Source organism: Microcoleus sp. S13_B4 (assembly GCF_036700885.1).
In the GTDB taxonomy this organism is placed as follows: domain Bacteria; phylum Cyanobacteriota; class Cyanobacteriia; order Cyanobacteriales; family Microcoleaceae; genus Microcoleus.
In genome coordinates this window covers 1-18,597 of sequence record NZ_JAUBPU010000058.1, presented here as the reverse complement: position 1 = coordinate 18,597, position 18,597 = coordinate 1, and the positions used below count along the sequence as shown (strand labels likewise).

13 protein-coding genes are annotated in these 18,597 nt (G+C 45.7%); 10 read left to right on the top strand and 3 right to left on the bottom strand.

The features are described from left to right. Positions 1–420: 420 nt before the first annotated feature. The 4 genes from QT994_RS22495 (at position 421) to QT994_RS22480 (ending at position 6,409) form a co-directional block, all read left to right on the top strand. Positions 421–1,785 (top strand): nitrate/sulfonate/bicarbonate ABC transporter ATP-binding protein, encoded by a 1,365-nt coding sequence (locus tag QT994_RS22495; RefSeq protein WP_333178366.1) that lies wholly within the window; start codon positions 421–423, stop codon positions 1,783–1,785. Between the two features lie 135 nt (positions 1,786–1,920). Further along, on the top strand, positions 1,921–3,657 hold the full coding sequence (locus tag QT994_RS22490; protein WP_333178363.1) for an ABC transporter permease subunit: 1,737 nt from the start codon (positions 1,921–1,923) through the stop codon (positions 3,655–3,657). A gap of 191 nt (positions 3,658–3,848) precedes the next feature. Beyond that, on the top strand, positions 3,849–5,246 hold the full coding sequence (gene mgtE, locus QT994_RS22485) for a magnesium transporter (RefSeq protein ID WP_333178360.1): 1,398 nt from the start codon (positions 3,849–3,851) through the stop codon (positions 5,244–5,246). Positions 5,247–5,485: 239 nt separating this feature from the next. Continuing rightward, positions 5,486–6,409 (top strand): hypothetical protein, encoded by a 924-nt coding sequence (locus tag QT994_RS22480; protein WP_333178357.1) that lies wholly within the window; start codon positions 5,486–5,488, stop codon positions 6,407–6,409. A gap of 214 nt (positions 6,410–6,623) precedes the next feature. On the opposite strand, the gene QT994_RS22475 is transcribed toward QT994_RS22480, so the two are convergent. Both QT994_RS22475 and QT994_RS22470 read right to left on the bottom strand, forming a co-directional pair. Continuing rightward, complete coding sequence (locus tag QT994_RS22475; RefSeq protein WP_333178353.1) at positions 6,624–7,142, bottom strand: hypothetical protein; 519 nt, start codon at positions 7,140–7,142, stop codon at positions 6,624–6,626. Between the two features lie 20 nt (positions 7,143–7,162). Continuing rightward, a complete protein-coding gene (locus QT994_RS22470) occupies positions 7,163–8,245 on the bottom strand; it encodes a ParM/StbA family protein (RefSeq protein ID WP_333048413.1) in 1,083 nt (360 codons plus the stop codon). Between the two features lie 322 nt (positions 8,246–8,567). Here QT994_RS22470 and ftsH2 point away from each other — a divergent pair, with 322 nt between their 5' ends. From ftsH2 to QT994_RS22445, 5 genes are all read left to right on the top strand, one after another. Further along, a complete protein-coding gene (ftsH2, locus tag QT994_RS22465) occupies positions 8,568–10,454 on the top strand; it encodes an ATP-dependent zinc metalloprotease FtsH2 (protein WP_006633417.1) in 1,887 nt (628 codons plus the stop codon). A gap of 133 nt (positions 10,455–10,587) precedes the next feature. Beyond that, a complete protein-coding gene (locus QT994_RS22460; protein WP_333178351.1) occupies positions 10,588–10,998 on the top strand; it encodes a hypothetical protein in 411 nt (136 codons plus the stop codon). 138 nt (positions 10,999–11,136) lie between these two features. Beyond that, positions 11,137–12,426 carry an aminopeptidase P N-terminal domain-containing protein gene (locus QT994_RS22455; RefSeq protein ID WP_333178349.1) on the top strand — a complete coding sequence of 430 codons (1,290 nt, stop codon included), beginning with the start codon at positions 11,137–11,139 and terminating at the stop codon, positions 12,424–12,426. Positions 12,427–12,544: 118 nt separating this feature from the next. After that, positions 12,545–15,472: a PAS domain S-box protein gene (locus QT994_RS22450; RefSeq protein ID WP_333178346.1), complete on the top strand. Its 2,928-nt coding sequence runs from the start codon at positions 12,545–12,547 to the stop codon at positions 15,470–15,472. Positions 15,473–15,478: 6 nt separating this feature from the next. Next, positions 15,479–16,702, top strand: a complete 1,224-nt coding sequence (locus QT994_RS22445; RefSeq protein WP_333178343.1) for an ATP-binding protein — start codon at positions 15,479–15,481, stop codon at positions 16,700–16,702. A 15-nt stretch (positions 16,703–16,717) separates the two neighbouring features. Here QT994_RS22445 and QT994_RS22440 read toward each other — a convergent pair whose 3' ends face one another. Beyond that, a complete protein-coding gene (locus QT994_RS22440; protein ID WP_333178340.1) occupies positions 16,718–17,299 on the bottom strand; it encodes an HAD family hydrolase in 582 nt (193 codons plus the stop codon). Positions 17,300–17,797: 498 nt separating this feature from the next. Here QT994_RS22440 and QT994_RS22435 point away from each other — a divergent pair. Further along, on the top strand, positions 17,798–18,597 hold an 800-nt coding region (locus QT994_RS22435), incomplete at its 3' end, for an RNA-binding protein (protein WP_333178337.1).

Sequence of the window (18,597 nt, the reverse complement as noted above, 5' to 3'; positions counted from 1 at the left end):
GATCCAACTCTCTACTTTTCCAGTCTTGTTGGGGGTAAAAAAAGCGATCGTCTATCACAAAAATTGACCGAATACTCGGTAGTCATACCATTTTTGATTTTCGATTGAGAATGACGGACAACGAGAGCATCTCAATGAAAGCAGCCCAGCTAGAAATAGGAGGTAGGAGTTACGAGCCAGGAGCCAGGAGGAAAGAGTCAGAAGGAAGGAGCCAGAAAAAGTGTTTTTACAAATATGAGATGCTCCCACGGACTGCATCATTGTTTGGGCTTGCCTGCCGTTGCATTATTTTACGAAACAGGTATCAATTAGCCGTTATCAGTTGTCAGTTTCCCCGAGTTTTTAACTAATGACTACAGACTGCGGACTACAGACTACTGACTAACAACTAAATTTAAACTCAACATAGGAGGTTTGATTGTGGTATTTAAAACAACAACAGAGGGTATCATTACTTTAGAAGGAGTTAGCAAGGCTTACCAACAGCCCAACGGTCAAAAAATCTCTATTTTAGAGCCAATTAATTTAGAGATAAGAACGGGCGAAATAGTAGCTTTGCTAGGCCCCTCCGGTTCAGGAAAATCAACATTAATGCGGATGATTGCCGGACTTATTCCGCCCACAGAAGGTCAAGTTCTTTACCACAATCGTCCTTTAGTCGGCTTAAACCCGGGAGTGGCAATTGTATTTCAAAACTTTGCCCTTTATCCCTGGCTGACGGTACTAGAAAATGTAGAATTAGGCTTAAAAGCTAAAGGAGAATTGCCCGAACTGCGCCTGCAAAAAGCCTTGCAGATGATTGACATTATCGGTTTAGACGGATTTGAGAATGCTTATCCGAAAGAACTTTCCGGAGGAATGCGGCAGCGGGTGGGATTTGCTAGAGCTTTGGCGGTGGAACCCGAATTGCTTTGCATGGATGAACCGTTTTCAGCTTTAGACGTGCTGACAGCAGAAAACTTGCGGTTTGAGTTATTAGATTTGTGGCTGGAAAAAAAGATTCCGACTCAAGCTGTGTTAATCGTAACTCACGGGATTGAGGAAGCGGTAATTTTAGCCGATCGCGTTATAGTCTTAGGCCGCAACCCGGGGCGAATTCGCGCCGAATTGACGGTGACTTTGCCGCACTACCGCGATCGCAAAACTCCCGAATTTCAAGCTCTCGTAGACCAAGTTTACAAAATTCTCACTAATCCCGAATTGAGCTGCGAAACAGTGACAGCACCGGCTGAAAGTGTCGCTGCTGTGTCTCAACCTCAAGCCCCTCAAAGCGCTAAATACCAATCTCTGCCGCAGGTGCGAACCGGTGCGATCGCAGGTCTGTTGGAACTCTTGGAAGACCGCAAGGAGAAAGACCTCTACCGCCTCGGTCAAGAATTAATGTTAGAGGTTGACGACATTTTGCCGATCGTGGAAGCAGCAAAATTAATGGAATTTCTGGTAATCCAAGAAGGCGACCTCCTTTTAACTCCAGTTGGCATTCAGTTTATTGCCGGCGGCATTGACCAGCGCAAACAAATTGTTCGTACCCAAATTCTCAACAATACTCGCCTGGTACAGCAAATTTCTCGAATGCTTCAGGCCAAGCGCAATCACCGCATTTCTGAAGAGTTGATTTTGGATATTCTAGAAGCCCACTTTAGCCCCCAAGAAGCAATGCGGCAATTGAAAACTGCTATTGACTGGGGTCGCTATGCAGAGTTATACAGTTACGATGAACCGGGCGGTGAAATCTTCTTAGAATCTGAAGTCAGTAGTCAGTGGTCAGTAGTCAGTGATCAGTAGTCATGAGTAATTAGTTATGAGTTATTTACTAGCAAGGAGCAATTAACAATTACCCGATGCCCTTGCCCTCCGCCCCCCAATTCTAACTTCCAAATTTCCAATTACCTTTTTCCCAATTACCAATAACTACTTCGTATGACAAGACCTCTAACACCGGCAAATAAAACTTTAGAAAGGTCAGCGTGGACTTGGCAAGATGGCTTGCTGATTCTAGCAATCTTCTCTCTAATTTTGGCCATTGTCCAAACAGCTTCTCAATTCACCAGTGACTACAACCCAAATTTCAAAATTGAGACTACCCTAAATGTCTTGCCAGCATATACAGTCCAGAGTCTCTTACGCATGGTAGCCGCCTATTTTTTATCGCTGCTGTTTACCCTAGTTTATGCTTATTCTGCTTACCGCTTTGCCCTGGCAGCAAAAATTTTAATTCCCTTGTTAGACATTTTGCAGTCGATTCCGGTTTTATCTTTTTTGCCTGGAGTTGTTTTAGCGCTAGTTACTTTATTTCCAGGTCAAAGAATCGGCGTAGAACTCGCATCGATTATCTTAATATTTACTGGGATGACTTGGAATATGACTTTTAGTTTCTATCAGTCACTTTCCGGCATTCCGCAAGAACTTAAGGAAGCTGCTCAAGTTTATCGGCTCAATGCTTGGCAGCAGTTCTGGACATTAGAATTGCCTGCTGGGGCGATCGGACTGGTGTGGAACAGCGTCATGTCAGTGGCGGGCGGCTGGTTCTTTTTGATTGCGATCGAATCTTTTACCTTGGGGGACAAAAACTTTAATTTGCCCGGACTCGGTTCCTATTTGGGCAAGGCAGCCAATGAAGGCAATTTTGGGGCGATAGGCTGGGGTTTGGCAGTATTAATTAGTGTGATTATAGCCATAGACTTTTTCATCTGGCAGCCTTTGATTGCTTGGGTAGAAAAGTTTAAATATCAATCCGTGGAAGCTACCAATGTACCGCAGTCAAATGTGTTAGATTTTTTCAGGCGCTCGGCGACGCTGCGGGTTTTGAAGGCGCGTATTTCGCCGATAAGCGACAGTTTTGATCGTGGTTTGGCAAGAGCTTTTGCACCTGTTTATTTACCAGCAAATCCTCGCCAACGAAGCCGCATCGGAAATTGGATAAATTGGATATTTGTCAGCGGGTTTGCCGTCATTGTGCTTTGGGGAACTTGGGAAGCGGTGCTGCTGCTGCGGTTGCTGAGTTTGTCTGACTGGCAAAAAGTCATGACAGGTGCATTTTTCACAGCTCTGCGCGTCATTTGCGCGCTATTTTTATCGCTATTGTGGACAGTGCCAGTCGGAGTGGCGATCGGTCGAAATCCACGTTTAGCTCAAATTTTGCAGCCCTTAGTACAAATAGCTGCTTCTGTACCGGCAACTGCTTTGTTTCCCGTATTGCTACTAGCTTTAATTCACGCTGGAGGCGGCTTGCAAATTGGTTCGGTGGCGCTGATGATGTTGGGTACAATGTGGTATTTACTGTTTAATGTTATTGCGGGCGCTCAAGCCATACCTTCTGAGTTATTTGAAGCTGCACAAGTTTACAAACTATCCCTAATCCAGCGCTGGCAAACTTTAATTCTACCGGGAATTTTCCCCTACTTAATCACAGGAATTATTACAGCAGTTGGCGGTGCTTGGAATGCAAGTATTGTCAGCGAGTATGTGCAGTTTAAAGGTCAAATTGTTACTACAGAAGGTTTGGGAGAAACTATTTCTCAGGCTACGGCATCTGGGAATTTTGCCTTGCTGTTGGCGGCTACTTCTGTGATGTCGTTGTTGGTTGTATTGACTAACCGTTTGGTGTGGCGGCCACTTTACCGTTTGGCACAAGAAAAATATCAATTGTTGGTTTAAGTAAATCAATATAAAAAACACCATACCAAAAAACCGGTTTCGAGAATACATCTTGGTTTGGTGGTGAAGCCTCCACAAAGAGACTGGATTGCTAACCCGCGGGTATAAATCGTATAACTGCAACCAGTGGCGTCAATAGGCTCTAAACTGGATTCAGGAAGGCGCGCAGCACAGGTTTAGGAGGGTCATCAGTGACAGAAAAAAGTTATCAATCGTCTTCTCTACCCACCTACGCGCGAAAGGAACTGCGGGAATTAGTTCGATCGCAGTTAAGGGCCCTGTTGGAAGAAGGAGACTTTAAAGGAGCAAAAGCGATTTTGCATCCGGTGCAGGAAGCCGACATAGCTGAAGCTATCGAAGGTCTGCCAGAAACCATGCAAGTAATAGCTTTCCGCTTGCTTTCCAAAGACGAAGCAATCGCAGTTTACGAATATCTCGACTCCAGCGTTCAGCAGTCCCTCTGCGAAAAATTTAAACGCCAAGAAGTCCTCGATATTGTAGACAAAATGTCCCCGGACGATCGAGCTAAACTGTTTGACGAACTGCCGGCAATATTAGTCCGTCGCCTGTTGGGTGAATTGAGCCCGACGGAACGAGAAGCAACGGCCCAACTGTTGGGTTACGAAGCCAGTACCGCCGGTCGGATTATGACCCCGGAATATATTTCTCTCAAAGAAAGCTTTACCGTCGCCCAAGCTTTAGACCGAATTCGCTCTTTGGCTAAAACTACCGAAACAATTTATGCTCTTTACGTCACCGACGCCGGACGCAGCTTGACAGGTATTTTATCTTTGCGCGATTTAGTCACTTCCCCCCTCGACAAAACAGTCGGCGAAATTATGACCCGCGAAGTAGTTTCTGTTCAAACAGGAACGGATCAAGAAGAAGTCGCTAGGCTGATCCAGCGTTACGATTTTTTAGCTGTGCCCGTTGTAGACCGCGAACAGCGTCTCGTCGGCATCATTACAGTTGACGACGCGATCGACATTTTAGAACAAGAAGCCGCCAAGGATATTTATACCTTGGGCGGCGTCCAGTCCGGCGGCGACAATTATTTTCAGACCGATTTAATTACCGTTGCCCGGAAAAGGGTCGTGTGGCTGTTTGTTCTGCTTTTAACTAATACTGTCACCGGCGCAATTATTAGAGCTCAAGAAGATATCTTGCACCAAGTAGTCGCCCTAGCAGCCTTTATTCCCCTGCTAACTGGCACTGGAGGCAATGTCGGAGCTCAGTCCTCAACTGTTGTAATTCGCGGTTTGAACACTGATGAAATTACAGCAATGGGCCCGTTTCAAGTAATTGTTCGCGAGGGGATGGCGGGAGCGCTGCTAGGAGCTATATTGGGGACTGTAGCGACGGTCTGGGCTTACACTCTGCAAGGAAGTTTAGCAGTGGCACTCGCGGTGGGAGTGAGTTTGTTTGCGATCGCAATTTTAGCTTCTATTGCCGGTTCAGCTCTGCCGTTTCTATTTCGTTCTTTGGGTTTAGACCCCGCTTTAATGTCTGCTCCTTTTATTACCACCGCAGTTGATGTCCTCGGAGTCTTGATTTATTTCACTTTAGCTCGACTAATTTTGCAGATTTAATATATTTAATTAGAGGGCTGTGAATAAAAAACTTAATCTGTTTTTGACCACTGCTAAACTCGGGGTCTACGTGCGATTCCATACCGGATAGCTGCGCTCGCGCTTACTTTATTTTTATCCGCATATTTGCACCAGTTGAAAAAAAGAATGCAACTATAGGCCCGTGCTCCCCACTCCGAGCTTCATCAGTCATTCCAAATCTAAAATCTAAAATCTAAAATCTAAAATGGTATTAGCCTATGTCATCATCCAATTCACCCACCAAAATCCAAAATTCCAAGTCGAGCAATTTGTTAGAAACTGCTGAATTGGTTTTTATTGCTGCCTCTGCTGTGGGATTAGCTGTTAGTTTGGTTTGGGGCCAGAGCGTTTATGCTCAAGTGCCTGTAGTGATTTCGTTGGTGTTGAATTTTGTGAACCGGCAGAAGCTGCACAGGCAAGTTAAAGCAAGTACGGCGGCCACGTTCGATCGCGTAAATCAACAAGCAGCTACTACCGATCGCGCGATCGAGCAATTGCAACTTGCTGTAAATGCTTTAGACGAAGCTCTTGCTCAAACATCTCGCGAAAATCTCAATGTTGCGCCTGGAGAAAACGTACACTCTCTAATTTCAGCAATTGAGAACCTGCGCCAGCGACTAATAATTTTAGAAAAAACTATTAAAATGATTCAAAGCGAGATTGAAATCACCAGCCGCCAATTCAAACAGCGACCGGAGTTGCAACAAGTCGAAACTTTGACCACAATAATTCTAGACTTGCAGCAGTTTATCAACGAACTGCCACAGTGGGGCAGTTTGCAGCAGCGGCAGCTAACAGAACTTCAGCAAAAAGTAGACAATGCTTTGGCTGAGCTCTCAGAAGAAATTGCTGTCATTCCCAACCGCGTGCAAGAGGCGCTAGCTAGTCGCGGTGGGGAAATTAACCCACAGTTTGGTTCGGGTTTGAATGTCGCTCAAAAGAATGGTTATCGACCTAAAATCCAGAATGAGAAAATTCGCCATAAATATCCCAGAGCTTATGTCAAGTGGAGTCAGGATGAAGACGAAAATTTGAAGAAAGAATATGCTAGCGGTCAACAAATTGACGAATTAGCTCAGAGATTTCAGCGACAGCCTAGTGCCATTCGTTCGCGATTACACAAGTTAGGATTAATCGAATAATGGTAATTGGTAATTTGTAATTTGTAACAGAAAACAGTCAACAGTCAACAGTCAACAGTCAACAGTCAACAGTCAACTGACAACTGACAAATAACAAAACGATCGCCCTTTTTTTCAAAAGAGCGATCGCTTTGTTTCTGTATTCAGTACCTGCTGCCAACAGCAGACCACTAACATCACATCTCAAGGCTTTATAGCCTTGGTCTACCTCATTTTAGAAATCTTGGGGTAACAAAGAACTTAAACGCTCCAACAAAGGATCGGAATTCCGAGGAGGAGCAACCTCAGCGTCAGACACTACATTATCATCCGCCACAGACTCAGACTCAATCGGGCCAGGCTCTACTACTTTTGAAACTGGGGCAAAAGAAACTTGAGCAAACTTACTGTTAACACTCCCCTGCAACTGATCCAACTGCGCGCTGAGTTGACTAAGGTGATGTTCCAGTCCCTCCAAACGGCTTAATTCCTCTGCCGAAACATTGTGCTCAAACTCAGCAAATTTGACCACAAGTTCAGCAATACGCTGTTCCAACCGCTGAAAGCTCTGTGTAGAGCTAGCAGACTCAGATACAGACAAAAACTGCCACAAAGCTTGCTTGCAGAGATTGCTGAAAGTCTGATACTTCGTGAAAGCCAACTCTTTTTCAATAGCGGCCAGCAAAGTTTGATCCGCAGCATCTTCCGTAAACGCCACCGAGAAATTCGCCTTATTTTTTGCCCACAGTGCCATAGGGTTCAAGCCTTAATGCGTTACTTTATCGTGGCTAGCTGAGCCTCAGCATAAATAAACTGTCCCAAAGCATTAGCTTTCCGGGAAGGCTGAGCCAAGTGAGCCTTAAGATTGGCGTCTTTAAGCAAAGGTTGCAACACCTCCCAGAAAAACTCGCCGCCCCCGCCAGTCAGAACCACATCCGTCACACGTTCCGGTAGCCACTGCACCAAACGTTCGGACAGTTCGTTAGCGAAAGCCTCTCGCAAATCCTTAATAATCGGATCTAAATTAGTCGGCTTAGTCGCTCCTCTGGGACGGTAAAAACGCTGGCCCTCGGGTTTATTCACCGCTTCCAGTAAAGACAGAGATTGAGGGTCTGCTCCCGGAATCTTTGAGGCAACTTGTTCGTAGAACTTGTTCATTGCGAAGGAATCGCTCTTAGAAGCCGCCCGGGCGAACCGGAAACGATCGACCATTAACAAATCGGTAGTTTGGTGTCCGATATCAACAACAGCCACCGACAGTTCCGGCAATTCCGGCGTAAACTCCTTGTTATCTTGAGCCTCGCACCAAATCAGGCTGCCGAACCCTTCCGGCATCACCCAAACGTGACTGATATTAATATCCACACGCTCGCCCCGGTACACCACAACGTGGGGAGAGCGAAGTTGGCTGATAATCTCTTCCTTTTCCTTCTCAAACTGATCCTGCGAATAAAACGGCAAACCCAGCACAACAGCTATGTCGCCCTTCATCTGGAAATATCCAGCACAGGAAAAGACCTTAACCAAAGCATCTACTACTTTCGACTGGTCAGCGCCACCGAGATTAGCGCCAAAATCTGCAGCCAATTGACCGATCGCGTACCCCTTGCCCTGGTACTCCAGCCACATATCCAACAGAGGGTCTGTTGCTTTCGACTCAAAGCTGCCACCCCGCACCTTTTCCACGGGCATAGTAGCCACGTTGGCAGGGATGAAAACAACGCTACTCGGGTTGCGACTCACGCAAGCTTTAGTTGCCGTCCGACCCAAATCTGCACTAATAATCGATTTGTTAGAAGCGACTTTAGTCTGCTGGGTCAGCATAGCCGAATTAGGAACAAGCTGTCTAGTTGTCATTGAAATGTGTTACCTCACTGAGCCTCACCATTATCATGCCTTATCCCTTGACACTGCCACGCTTAAAGACAGTGGGTTTTGCGGCGATTCTTCTAACTCTACCTAGATCGGTATCGAAATCAGCACCAAACATTATATTCGGGACGATCGCCCTTACAGTAACTAACCTAACTTTTTCTGGAGCGATCGTCCTGGAAGCTCTGTTGCCTGAGAGTGCATTGTTAAGTTAAATTTAGTTAAGATTCTGAGTGTAAACTTTTGTCGCACTTCTCCGACACCGCGATCTTACCCGATCTGTCCCCAATTCAAGGCATCCGCATTTATGAAAATTTCTTGGCGAACTATACTACTTTGGACTTTACCTGCCTTAGTCATCGGCTTTTTCTTGTGGCAGGGGGCCTTTGCCCCATCCCCCGCTGAAATGAGCAAGAACACCGCCAGCACCCGCCTGAGCTACGGTCGATTCTTAGATTACTTAAACGCCGGTCGAGTGACCAGCGTTGACCTTTACGACGGAGGTCGGACGGCTATTGTCCTAGCAGTCGATCCCGAACTGGACAATCACGAGCAGCGGTGGCGGGTAGACTTGCCCTCAAATGCCCCGGAACTGGTTTCTAGACTCAGAGACTCCAAAATCAGCTTCGACACTCACCCACTACGCAACGACGGCGCTGTCTGGGGACTTTTAGGCAATCTAGTATTTCCCCTCTTGTTAGTAGGAGGGCTGTTTTTCCTCTTCCGCCGCGGTGGCAACGTGCCAGGGGGTCCGGGCCAAGCGATGAACTTTGGCAAATCCAAAGCTCGCTTTCAAATGGAAGCTAAAACAGGCGTACTGTTCGACGACGTAGCAGGAGTTGAGGAAGCCAAAGAAGAACTACAAGAAGTAGTAACATTCCTCAAAAAACCCGAACGCTTCACCGCAGTCGGGGCGAAGATTCCCAAAGGCGTGCTGCTAGTTGGCCCTCCCGGAACCGGTAAAACCCTGCTGGCAAAAGCGATCGCAGGCGAAGCCGGCGTGCCTTTCTTCAGCATCTCCGGTTCAGAATTTGTGGAAATGTTCGTCGGTGTCGGCGCTTCCCGCGTTCGGGACTTGTTCAAGAAAGCTAAAGAAAATGCTCCTTGCATCATCTTTATCGATGAAATCGATGCAGTCGGCCGCCAGCGTGGCGCCGGTATCGGCGGCGGTAACGACGAACGGGAACAAACCCTGAACCAGTTGCTGACCGAAATGGACGGTTTTGAGGGCAATACTGGCATTATCATCATTGCTGCCACGAACCGCCCCGACGTGCTCGACTCAGCGCTGCTGCGTCCGGGGCGTTTTGACCGCCAAGTTAGTGTAGATACGCCGGATATCAAAGGCCGCTTGGAAATTTTGGAAGTTCACGCGCGCAACAAAAAGCTGTCTGCGGAGATTTCTTTGGACGCCATCGCCCGCCGCACTCCTGGTTTTACGGGCGCAGATTTGGCTAACTTGCTCAACGAAGCTGCTATTTTAACTGCCCGTCGCCGCAAAGAAGCGATTACGATGCTCGAAGTTGACGATGCAGTCGATCGCGTGGTAGCAGGTATGGAAGGCACTCCTTTGGTGGACAGCAAGAGCAAGCGCTTGATTGCTTACCACGAAATCGGCCACGCGATCGTCGGTACAATCATTCAAGCCCACGATCCAGTTCAAAAAGTTACCTTAGTTCCTCGCGGACAGGCCCGCGGCTTGACTTGGTTCATGCCCAGCGAAGACCAAGGTTTGATTTCTCGATCGCAAATTTTAGCCCGGATTAGCGGTGCTTTGGGTGGCCGCGCAGCCGAAGAAGTAGTTTTCGGCGATGCCGAAGTAACCACCGGTGCCGGCAACGACTTGCAGCAAGTAAGCGGCATGGCGCGCCAAATGGTGACTCGCTACGGGATGTCTACCTTGGGCCCGATCGCCCTGGAAGCCCAGCAAAGCGAAATTTTCCTCGGCCGCGACTACACAGCGCGATCGGAATATTCCGAAGAAATAGCCTCTCGGATTGACGGACAAGTTCGATCGATTGTCGATCATTGCTACGACGACGCCCGCCGAATTATTCGCGAAAATCGCACCGTGATCGATCGCTTAGTCGATTTGTTGATCGAAAAAGAAACCATCGACGGCGAAGAGTTGCGCCTAATCGTCTCTGAATACACTTTTGTTCCTGAAAAAGAACAATACGTTCCTCAGCTTTAAGACTGGTTTAAAGATTAGGGACACGGCAATGCCGTGTCTTTAAAAAGTAGGGACGTAGCACTATTTCCACGTCCCTACTTTTTTATTAAACTGTCAATAATATTAAACCGCCCCTAAACGCCAATTAACGCAGATGAATACTACATTTGCCCTACATACTAAGAATTCGCCATTTTTTTTAATAGCAGCTTTTATTTTTGTTGGTGTCAATACTTTGAGCGCCGGCGCCGAAAAATTAAGATGTTTTGTAGATATTTGCCTCGACCCTAGCAGCGTTGAATTAAGTAAATCCGATATTCCCGGTGCTCCCTCTTATCCAGTCAGAATTATTTTAGGAACTCAACAGTTTAGTAACGAGAAATTGTTGGCGCAAATGGAAGTTAACTGCCAGCAGCGACAGTTTAGAACTGTCAGAGTTAGTGAAGATGGCGAAAATTGGTCGAATTTCGATCCGAGATGGACTTTAGTCGATCGCAACTCATCTTTGTCTGGGCTGGTTGACTATACTTGTCAATTGGCGATCGCAGAACAAGAGAATAAATAAGTAGACCCAGAAAAAAAACAGATCGCCTATATCTTCAACCCTGGGCTTGCGGGTGCAAGTCTGACAAGCAGCGCTTGAAACCGCCGAATGTTAATATTAAATTCAATCTAAAATCTAAAATCTAAAATCTAAAATCGGATGACAAACCCCACCGAATACCGGCAAAGACGCGAACAGTTAATGGCAAAAATTGGCAGCGGGACGGCGATATTTCACAGCGCGCCCGCAGCCGTAATGCACAACGATGTAGAATACGCATACCGACAAGATAGCGATTTTTTCTACTTGACCGGTTTCAACGAAGCTGCGGCGGTAGCAGTGCTCGCGCCGCACCACGAAGAACACAAATTTGTGTTGTTTGTGCAGCCAAAAGACTTGGAAAAAGAAACTTGGCACGGTTATCGCGCCGGAGTAGAAGGCGCTAAAGAACTTTACGGCGCGGATGAAGCTTTCCCCATCGCCGAACTTGCGGAAAAACTGCCGAAATATTTAGAAAAAGCCGATCGCATATACTATCACTTCGGGCGCGATCGTAGTTTCGACCAAACAGTCCTCAATCACTGGCAGCGCTTGATGGCAACCTACCCAAAACGCGGCACAGGCCCGACAGCAATCGAAGATTCCAACATCATTTTACACCCGATGCGGCTGGTGAAAAGCGAAACAGAATTAGCATTAATGCGAAAAGCGGCTAATATCTCAGTTGCAGCGCACAACCGCGCCCAAGAATTCGCTAAACCGGGCAGATACGAATATGAAATTCAAGCTGAAATAGAACATACTTTTGGCTTAAATGGCTGCACTCCGGCTTACCCTTCAATTGTTGCATCCGGTTACAATTCCTGCGTCCTCCACTACATCGAAAATAACCGCCAAATGCAGGAAAACGATTTGCTGCTAATAGATGCCGGTTGTGCTTGCGGGTACTACAACGCCGATATTACTCGCACGTTTCCCGTTAGTGGCCAATTTACAACAGAACAACAGATAATTTATGACTTAGTTTTGCAAGCACAATTGCAGGCAATTAGTCAAGTATCTCCGGGAAATCCTTACAGCAAAATTCATGAAACGGCAGTGCGCGTTTTGGTGGAAGGTTTAATGGATTTAAAACTTTTGGTGGGGGACATTGAAGAGATAATTAAAGAAGAGAAATACAAGCCATTTTATATGCACCGTACTGGTCATTGGCTGGGATTGGACGTGCACGATGTCGGCGTTTATCAATACGGCGAAAATCCGCAAGTTTTGCAGGCAGGACAAGTGCTGACGGTGGAACCGGGGATTTATATTTCTCCTTATATTAAACCCGTTGAAGGACAGCCGGAGGTTCCTGAAAAATGGCGCGGTATTGGCGTGAGAATTGAAGATGATGTTTTGGTGACATTGGAAAGTCATGAAGTCTTGACGGCTGGAGTTCCTAAATAAAGGAAGAAGGAAGAAGTCAGGAAAGATTCTGACTAATTAAGTTGGCAGTAAAGGCTTGAGTTTTGTTAGTATTGGCTTGAAAAAGCTCAAGTCTGCAACTGCCAAACAAAGAGCCATTATGTGTATTGATCCTACAAAGGGCGATCGACCTCTGGAAACCTGCGAAGCATTAGTAGCAGAGCAAAAAGGAAAAATTCGGCAACTTGAAGAGGATTTGCAGCAGCAGAGAGAATTGTGCCAGAAATTAGAAGCACAACTCAAAGCAGTAGAGAATGCTGGCTTTTGGGGTTCCGCAACGGAATCTGATATCACCGAGGACGATCGCATTCAGTTAATCGCATCTCTGGAAAAAAGCCAGGAAATGTACCGAACTCTCATCAAACATTATCCGAATGGTTCGGTGTTTTTGTTCGATCGCGATTTGCGCTACACTCTGGTTGACGGTCAAGGTTTGGCAGTAGTTGGTTTGTCCAAAGAACTGTTGGAAGGCAAAACATTGTGGGAAGTATCGCCACCTGAAGATTGGACACTTTTTGAGGCTAAATATCGCGCGGCTTTGGCAGGAAAAGAGAATACTTTTGAATATAAATACGGCAATCGCATTTATTCAACAACAATTGCTCCCGTCAAAAACGACCGGGAAGAAATTTTTGCAGGAATGGTCGTTACTCAAGATATTACCGAAAAAAAACAGGCTGAAATAGCGCTGGAAGAAATCAAAAATCAGCTAGAAATTAAATATCAAAAGCGCACTGAAGACTTGAAAAAAGCCAACGAGCAATTGCGGGAAGAAATTCTCTCTCGCTGGCGCGCCGAAAAAGCTCTGCGGGAAAGCCAGGAACAGCTAGAATTGTTTTTCTCTCAATCTTTAGAGGGCTTTTTCTTTATGATGCTGGACGAACCAGTGCACTGGGATGATACAGTTGACAAAGAAAAAGTCTTGGATTACATATTTGGTAACGGGCGGGTAACGAAGGCAAATGATGCTTTGATAGCTCAATACGGGGGTACTAGGGAAGAGTTTATTGGTCGGACGCTTTACTCTTTCTTATCGCACAACTTGACTGGCGGCAGAGAGATAATAAGGCAATTTTTTAATGCTGGCAGAATTAACATAGAAAATGAAAATCGCAAGTTTGATGGGGTTCCCGTTTGGGTAGAAGGCGACTATAGTTGTATTTACGATTCCCACGGCAGAATCGTGGGATATTTTGGCGTGCAGCGCGATATTAGCGATCGCAAAAAAGCAGAAGCAACCCTCAGAGATAGCGAAGAACGCTTTCGGGCAACCGTCGAACAAGCGGCAGTCGGCATTACCCACCCTGACCAAACAGGCCGCTATTTGCGAGTCAATCAAAAATTCTGCGAGATAGTGGGATATAGTGCGAGCGAACTGCTGTCGCGAACTTGGATGGACGTTACTTACCCAGAAGATATAGAGGCAGATTTAGAACAAACCCAGCAATTATTTGCCGGTAAAATTGACAGTTTTAAAATGGAAAAACGCTTGGTGCACAAAGACGGCAATGTAGTTTGGGTAAATATTTCAGTATCGCTAATCAAAGAACCGCTGAGTGGGGCAATTTATAATGTAGTAGTGACAGAAGATATTAGCGATCGCAAAGAAACAGAAGCAGCGCTGAAAGAAAGCGAAGAAAGGTTCCGACAGCTAGCAGAAAACATTGAAAGCGTATTTTGGATGGTAAATGTTCAACCCCAAAAAATTATTTATATCAGTCCGGGTTACGAAAAGATTTGGGGCAGAAGCTGCGCTGATTTGTATGCTTCCGGGCGCTTTTTTGCAGATTCCCTCCATCCACAAGATCGGGAGCGCGTTATTGCTAATTTAACTAGAAAAATTGAGTCGGAAGACGAGATAGAATATCGAATTGTCAGGCCGGACGGCAAAATTCGCTGGATTCGCGATCGGGCTTTTCCGATTAGAAATCAATCGGGTAAAGTTTACCGCATCGTTGGCATTGCAGTAGATATTACCGCACGCAAACAGGCAGAAAAAACCATCCGTGAAAATGAAGAACGCTTCCGCCAGTTAGCCGAAAATATCCAAGATTCCTTCTGGCTAATGTCTGCTGAATTCACAGATTTATTGTATCTGAGTCCAGCTTACGAACAAATTTGGGGGCGCAGTCGCGAAGAACTCTATGCTGAGCCCTTAAAAATGATGGAGTGGGTGCATCCAGAAGATAAACACCTGTTGCAAGAAGCAATTGGGCGACTGTTGCAGGGCGAGTCCACCAGTACCGAATATCGCATTTTTCGGCCAGATGGCGCAATTCGCTGGGTGTGCGATCGAGCTTTTCCCATTTACGACGAATCGGGCCAAATTTACCGCATCGCCGGTATTTGCGAAGATATCAGCGATCGCAAATTTACCGAGGCCCGCATCCAAGCAGCACTCCGCGAAAAAGAAGTATTGATCAAAGAAATTCACCACCGAGTCAAAAATAATATGCAGGTAATTTCCAGCTTGCTGCAACTTCAAGCTCAATATATTGAAGACGAACCGACGCTAGCTTTATTTGAAGAAAGCCAGACCCGTATCCATTCAATGGCTCTGATTCACGAGCAACTGTATCAATCCGAACATCTCGATCGCATCGACCTTCCCCCCTACGTCGAAAACTTAGTTGCTAATTTGTATCAATCTTTTGGTTGTGGCAACACTGCCATCCAATTTAATCTCAAAGTTGACCCCATTTATTTAAACATAGAAACAGCAATTCCGTGTGGCTTAATTATTAACGAACTGGTTTCTAACTCTTTAAAATATGCCTTTGTCTCAAGTTTAGCTGGTGAAATAGCTATTAATTTTTATAAAATAAATGACCACCAATTTAATTTAACTATTCAAGATAACGGTCGCGGATTTCCGGCGGATTTTGACGCGGAAAATACTGAAACATTAGGATTGCGATTAGTGAGAATGTTGGCTTACCAATTAGAGGCGAGTATTGCCATTGACAGTCAGCGTGGAACCTGCTACACTCTGATTTTCCAAGAGTTAAATTATCGGCAGCGTATTTAACGAAAAATGAACCCTATACAAATTTTGGTTGTAGAAGACGAAGTTATTGTAGCTCAAGATATAGCAGGTCGATTAAAAAAACTGGGATATGCAGTAACAGCTACAGTTTCTTCAGGAGAAGAAGCAATTCAAAAAGCGATAGAAAACCCGCCCGACTTAGTGTTGATGGATATCGTGCTTAAAGGTGACATGGACGGGGTAACAGCAGCCGAAAAAATCAGAACTAATAGGAATGTGCCCACAGTATTTTTAACAGCTTATGCCGACGATAAAACGCTGCAAAGAGCGAAACTTACAGACCCATTCGGTTATATTATCAAACCATTTCAACAAAATGATTTGCGGGTGGCGATCGAGATTGCCCTGCACAGACACGAAATCGAAACCAAGATGCGAGAATCTCTCAAAGCGGCGGAAGCAGTCAGAGAGTCGGTGGAAGAAAAATCCTACCGCCAAAACCAGTATATTTCAATGGCCGCTCACGAATTGCGGAACCCGCTCAACGCGATTTTAATTTCTGCGGAACTTCTCGATCGAACTCGCAGCAGTGACGAATCCCAAGTTAGAACCCTGCGCCTAGTACACTCAGCTACCCAAAAGATGAACCAGCTAATCGATGATATGCTGTTCATGGGTCGAGCAGAAGCAGGTCAACTCAAATGCAATCCATTACCGATTAATTTAGTCGAATTTTGTCAAGACTTGCTCGATCAATTGCAGTTAGGAAATGAAGCCAAGCACAAACTAACATTAATCCCCTCAAACGTTACCAGCGCGATATTAGATCAACAATTGCTGCACGGCATTATTTCTAACTTAATCGTCAACGCCATCAAATATTCGCCAAACGGCGGGCAAGTCACCTTGGAATTGGAATACTGTCAACCAGGTGAGGGAGACAAGGAAGATATTTTCTGCTTATCTCCTCAGCGTTTGTTTGGCGATTCCCAATTTACAAATATTAACTCTCCCTTACTAATTATGCGCATCCGAGACGAAGGTATCGGCATTCCAGAAACCGAAGTAGGGAAAATATTTGAAATGTTCTACCGCTGCAAGAATACTGGAAAAATTAAAGGTAACGGTTTGGGATTAACAATTGTTAAAAAAGCTGTGGAATTGCAAGGAGGTGCGATCGCCTGCGAAAGCAAAATGGGCATGGGTACAACCTTCACAGTCGCGCTTCCTTACGTAGCACTTTCCTGTAAGACTCAACGAGAAACCACTTAAATGCCACTACAAATACTAATCAAAGTGTTGCAAAATCCACTCTACCGCCACCGCTAAATTGGCTGCAATAAAATCCGGTTTAGTATGGTGCTGATACTCCCCACTCAACACACTCTCTCCGTAACCAGTCTGCACCAAAATACCAGTACAGCCGGCATTGTGAGCCATATCAACATCAGTGGCTTTATCCCCCACCATAAAACTATTTCGCAAATCTAAATCCTGTTCCCAAGCGGCCGCTACCAACATCCCTGTATTCGGTTTTCGCCACGTTGTATACCGGGTAAATTCTGGGTTAGTTCCGCCTTCGGCTGCGCTTAAATAAGGACAGTAATAAAGAGCATCTAGCTTTGCTCCGGCTTCATTTTCTAATAACTGACAAAGGCGTTGATGCAAAGCTTCTACGTGGCTAACTGGATAATAACCCCTCGCCGGGCCGGATTGATTGGAAACCAAACAGCAAAATATTTGTTGGTCATTTAAACGGCGTACAGCTTCGGCGACTCCGGGGATTAAATGCAAATCTTCTACTTTGTGGATGTAGCCCGCTTCGATATTGAGAACGCCATCTCTGTCAAGAAATACTGCTCGTTTCATTGTTGTATTGTTTTTGATATAATATAAAACTCGGTGGCATCGGAATTGATATTACCGACATTTAGGACACGGCAATCCCCAAGGCGTGTCAACTTAAGCTTTTCGTCCGCTAGTCCTCCCGCCTACCCGCCAGCCCGCCAGGGAATGAATTCCCTGTCTAATAGCCAAAGTCCTCTAAAAGAGGACTGAATCATTCATTAGTCCTCTTTTAGAGGACTTTAGCTTTGAGGCAGGGGTTTCAACCCCTGCTGGACTGCCGGACTATCGGTTTAACGTGTTTGTTGACACCAAGGGACACTGCCGTGTCCTCATCATGATTCTCAAATAGATTGTTTGCCTAGCCATGCGCGGAAGCTGGCATGATACAAACGATAGCAAATCTCTCCTCCGATTTCTTGCGGATTTAAAAATTAGATTCGCACTTACTCGGAGATCGGCTCAATCCCTATCTTGTCTTTACCCCAACAGTTGCGCTACAATTAAAATGAGCTAGGCCAAATGACAAAGGACGCTAAAATGTCTATCAGCCTTTATGTGGGCAATCTGCCGAAAGAAACCACTAACGAAGAAATTCAAGCTATTTTTGCTGAAGCAGGTGACTCTGTATTATCGGCTACAGTAATTTTATCCCATAGACCGGGTGAATGTCGGGGATATGGTTTCGTTACAGTGAGGACGGAAAAAGAGGCCACTGAAGTTATTGAGAAGTTTGATGGCTGTGTTTTCAAGGGCAATCCCCTCAAAGTTGCCAAATATCAGCCGAAGTCAGAACAGAAAGGCAAAACAGCTTACGATACTCCAACGAAGAATAAGCGAAGACGGAAGGGAAAATCTGGAGCGGATGGCGGTGAGGACACAAAAATAGGAGAAAATCAGGGAATTCGCCCGAAAAACAACAAAACTTGGTACAGGCCCAGACTGAAGCAGGTTTGGCAGTGGTTAATAAGGCAATTTCATCAGTTGTTAGAGGCTTTCAAACCACCCAGCGATTATCAGTCTTGGTTTAGACAGCTACTTGATGGAGTAAACCAGGGATGGCAGCAGGAGCAAATTTTAGCTTATTTGGGAGATCGGACTCAAGAGCGCCGATTTGCGTCTTGGCTCAAAAGCTGGGAAAAAGAATTGCTGGCTTCCGGTGAACCTAATTATGAGTTAGCACGCCAGATGGTGTATTTAGCTGAGATGGAGTGCGGGGACTTAGGAGAGGTTGCGCTAGAGATTAGAGTGTTGCAAGAAATAAATGATCCAAAATCAAGCCGAGTTACAAAAGATTTCAACAAACCATTTTTTCAAGTTTG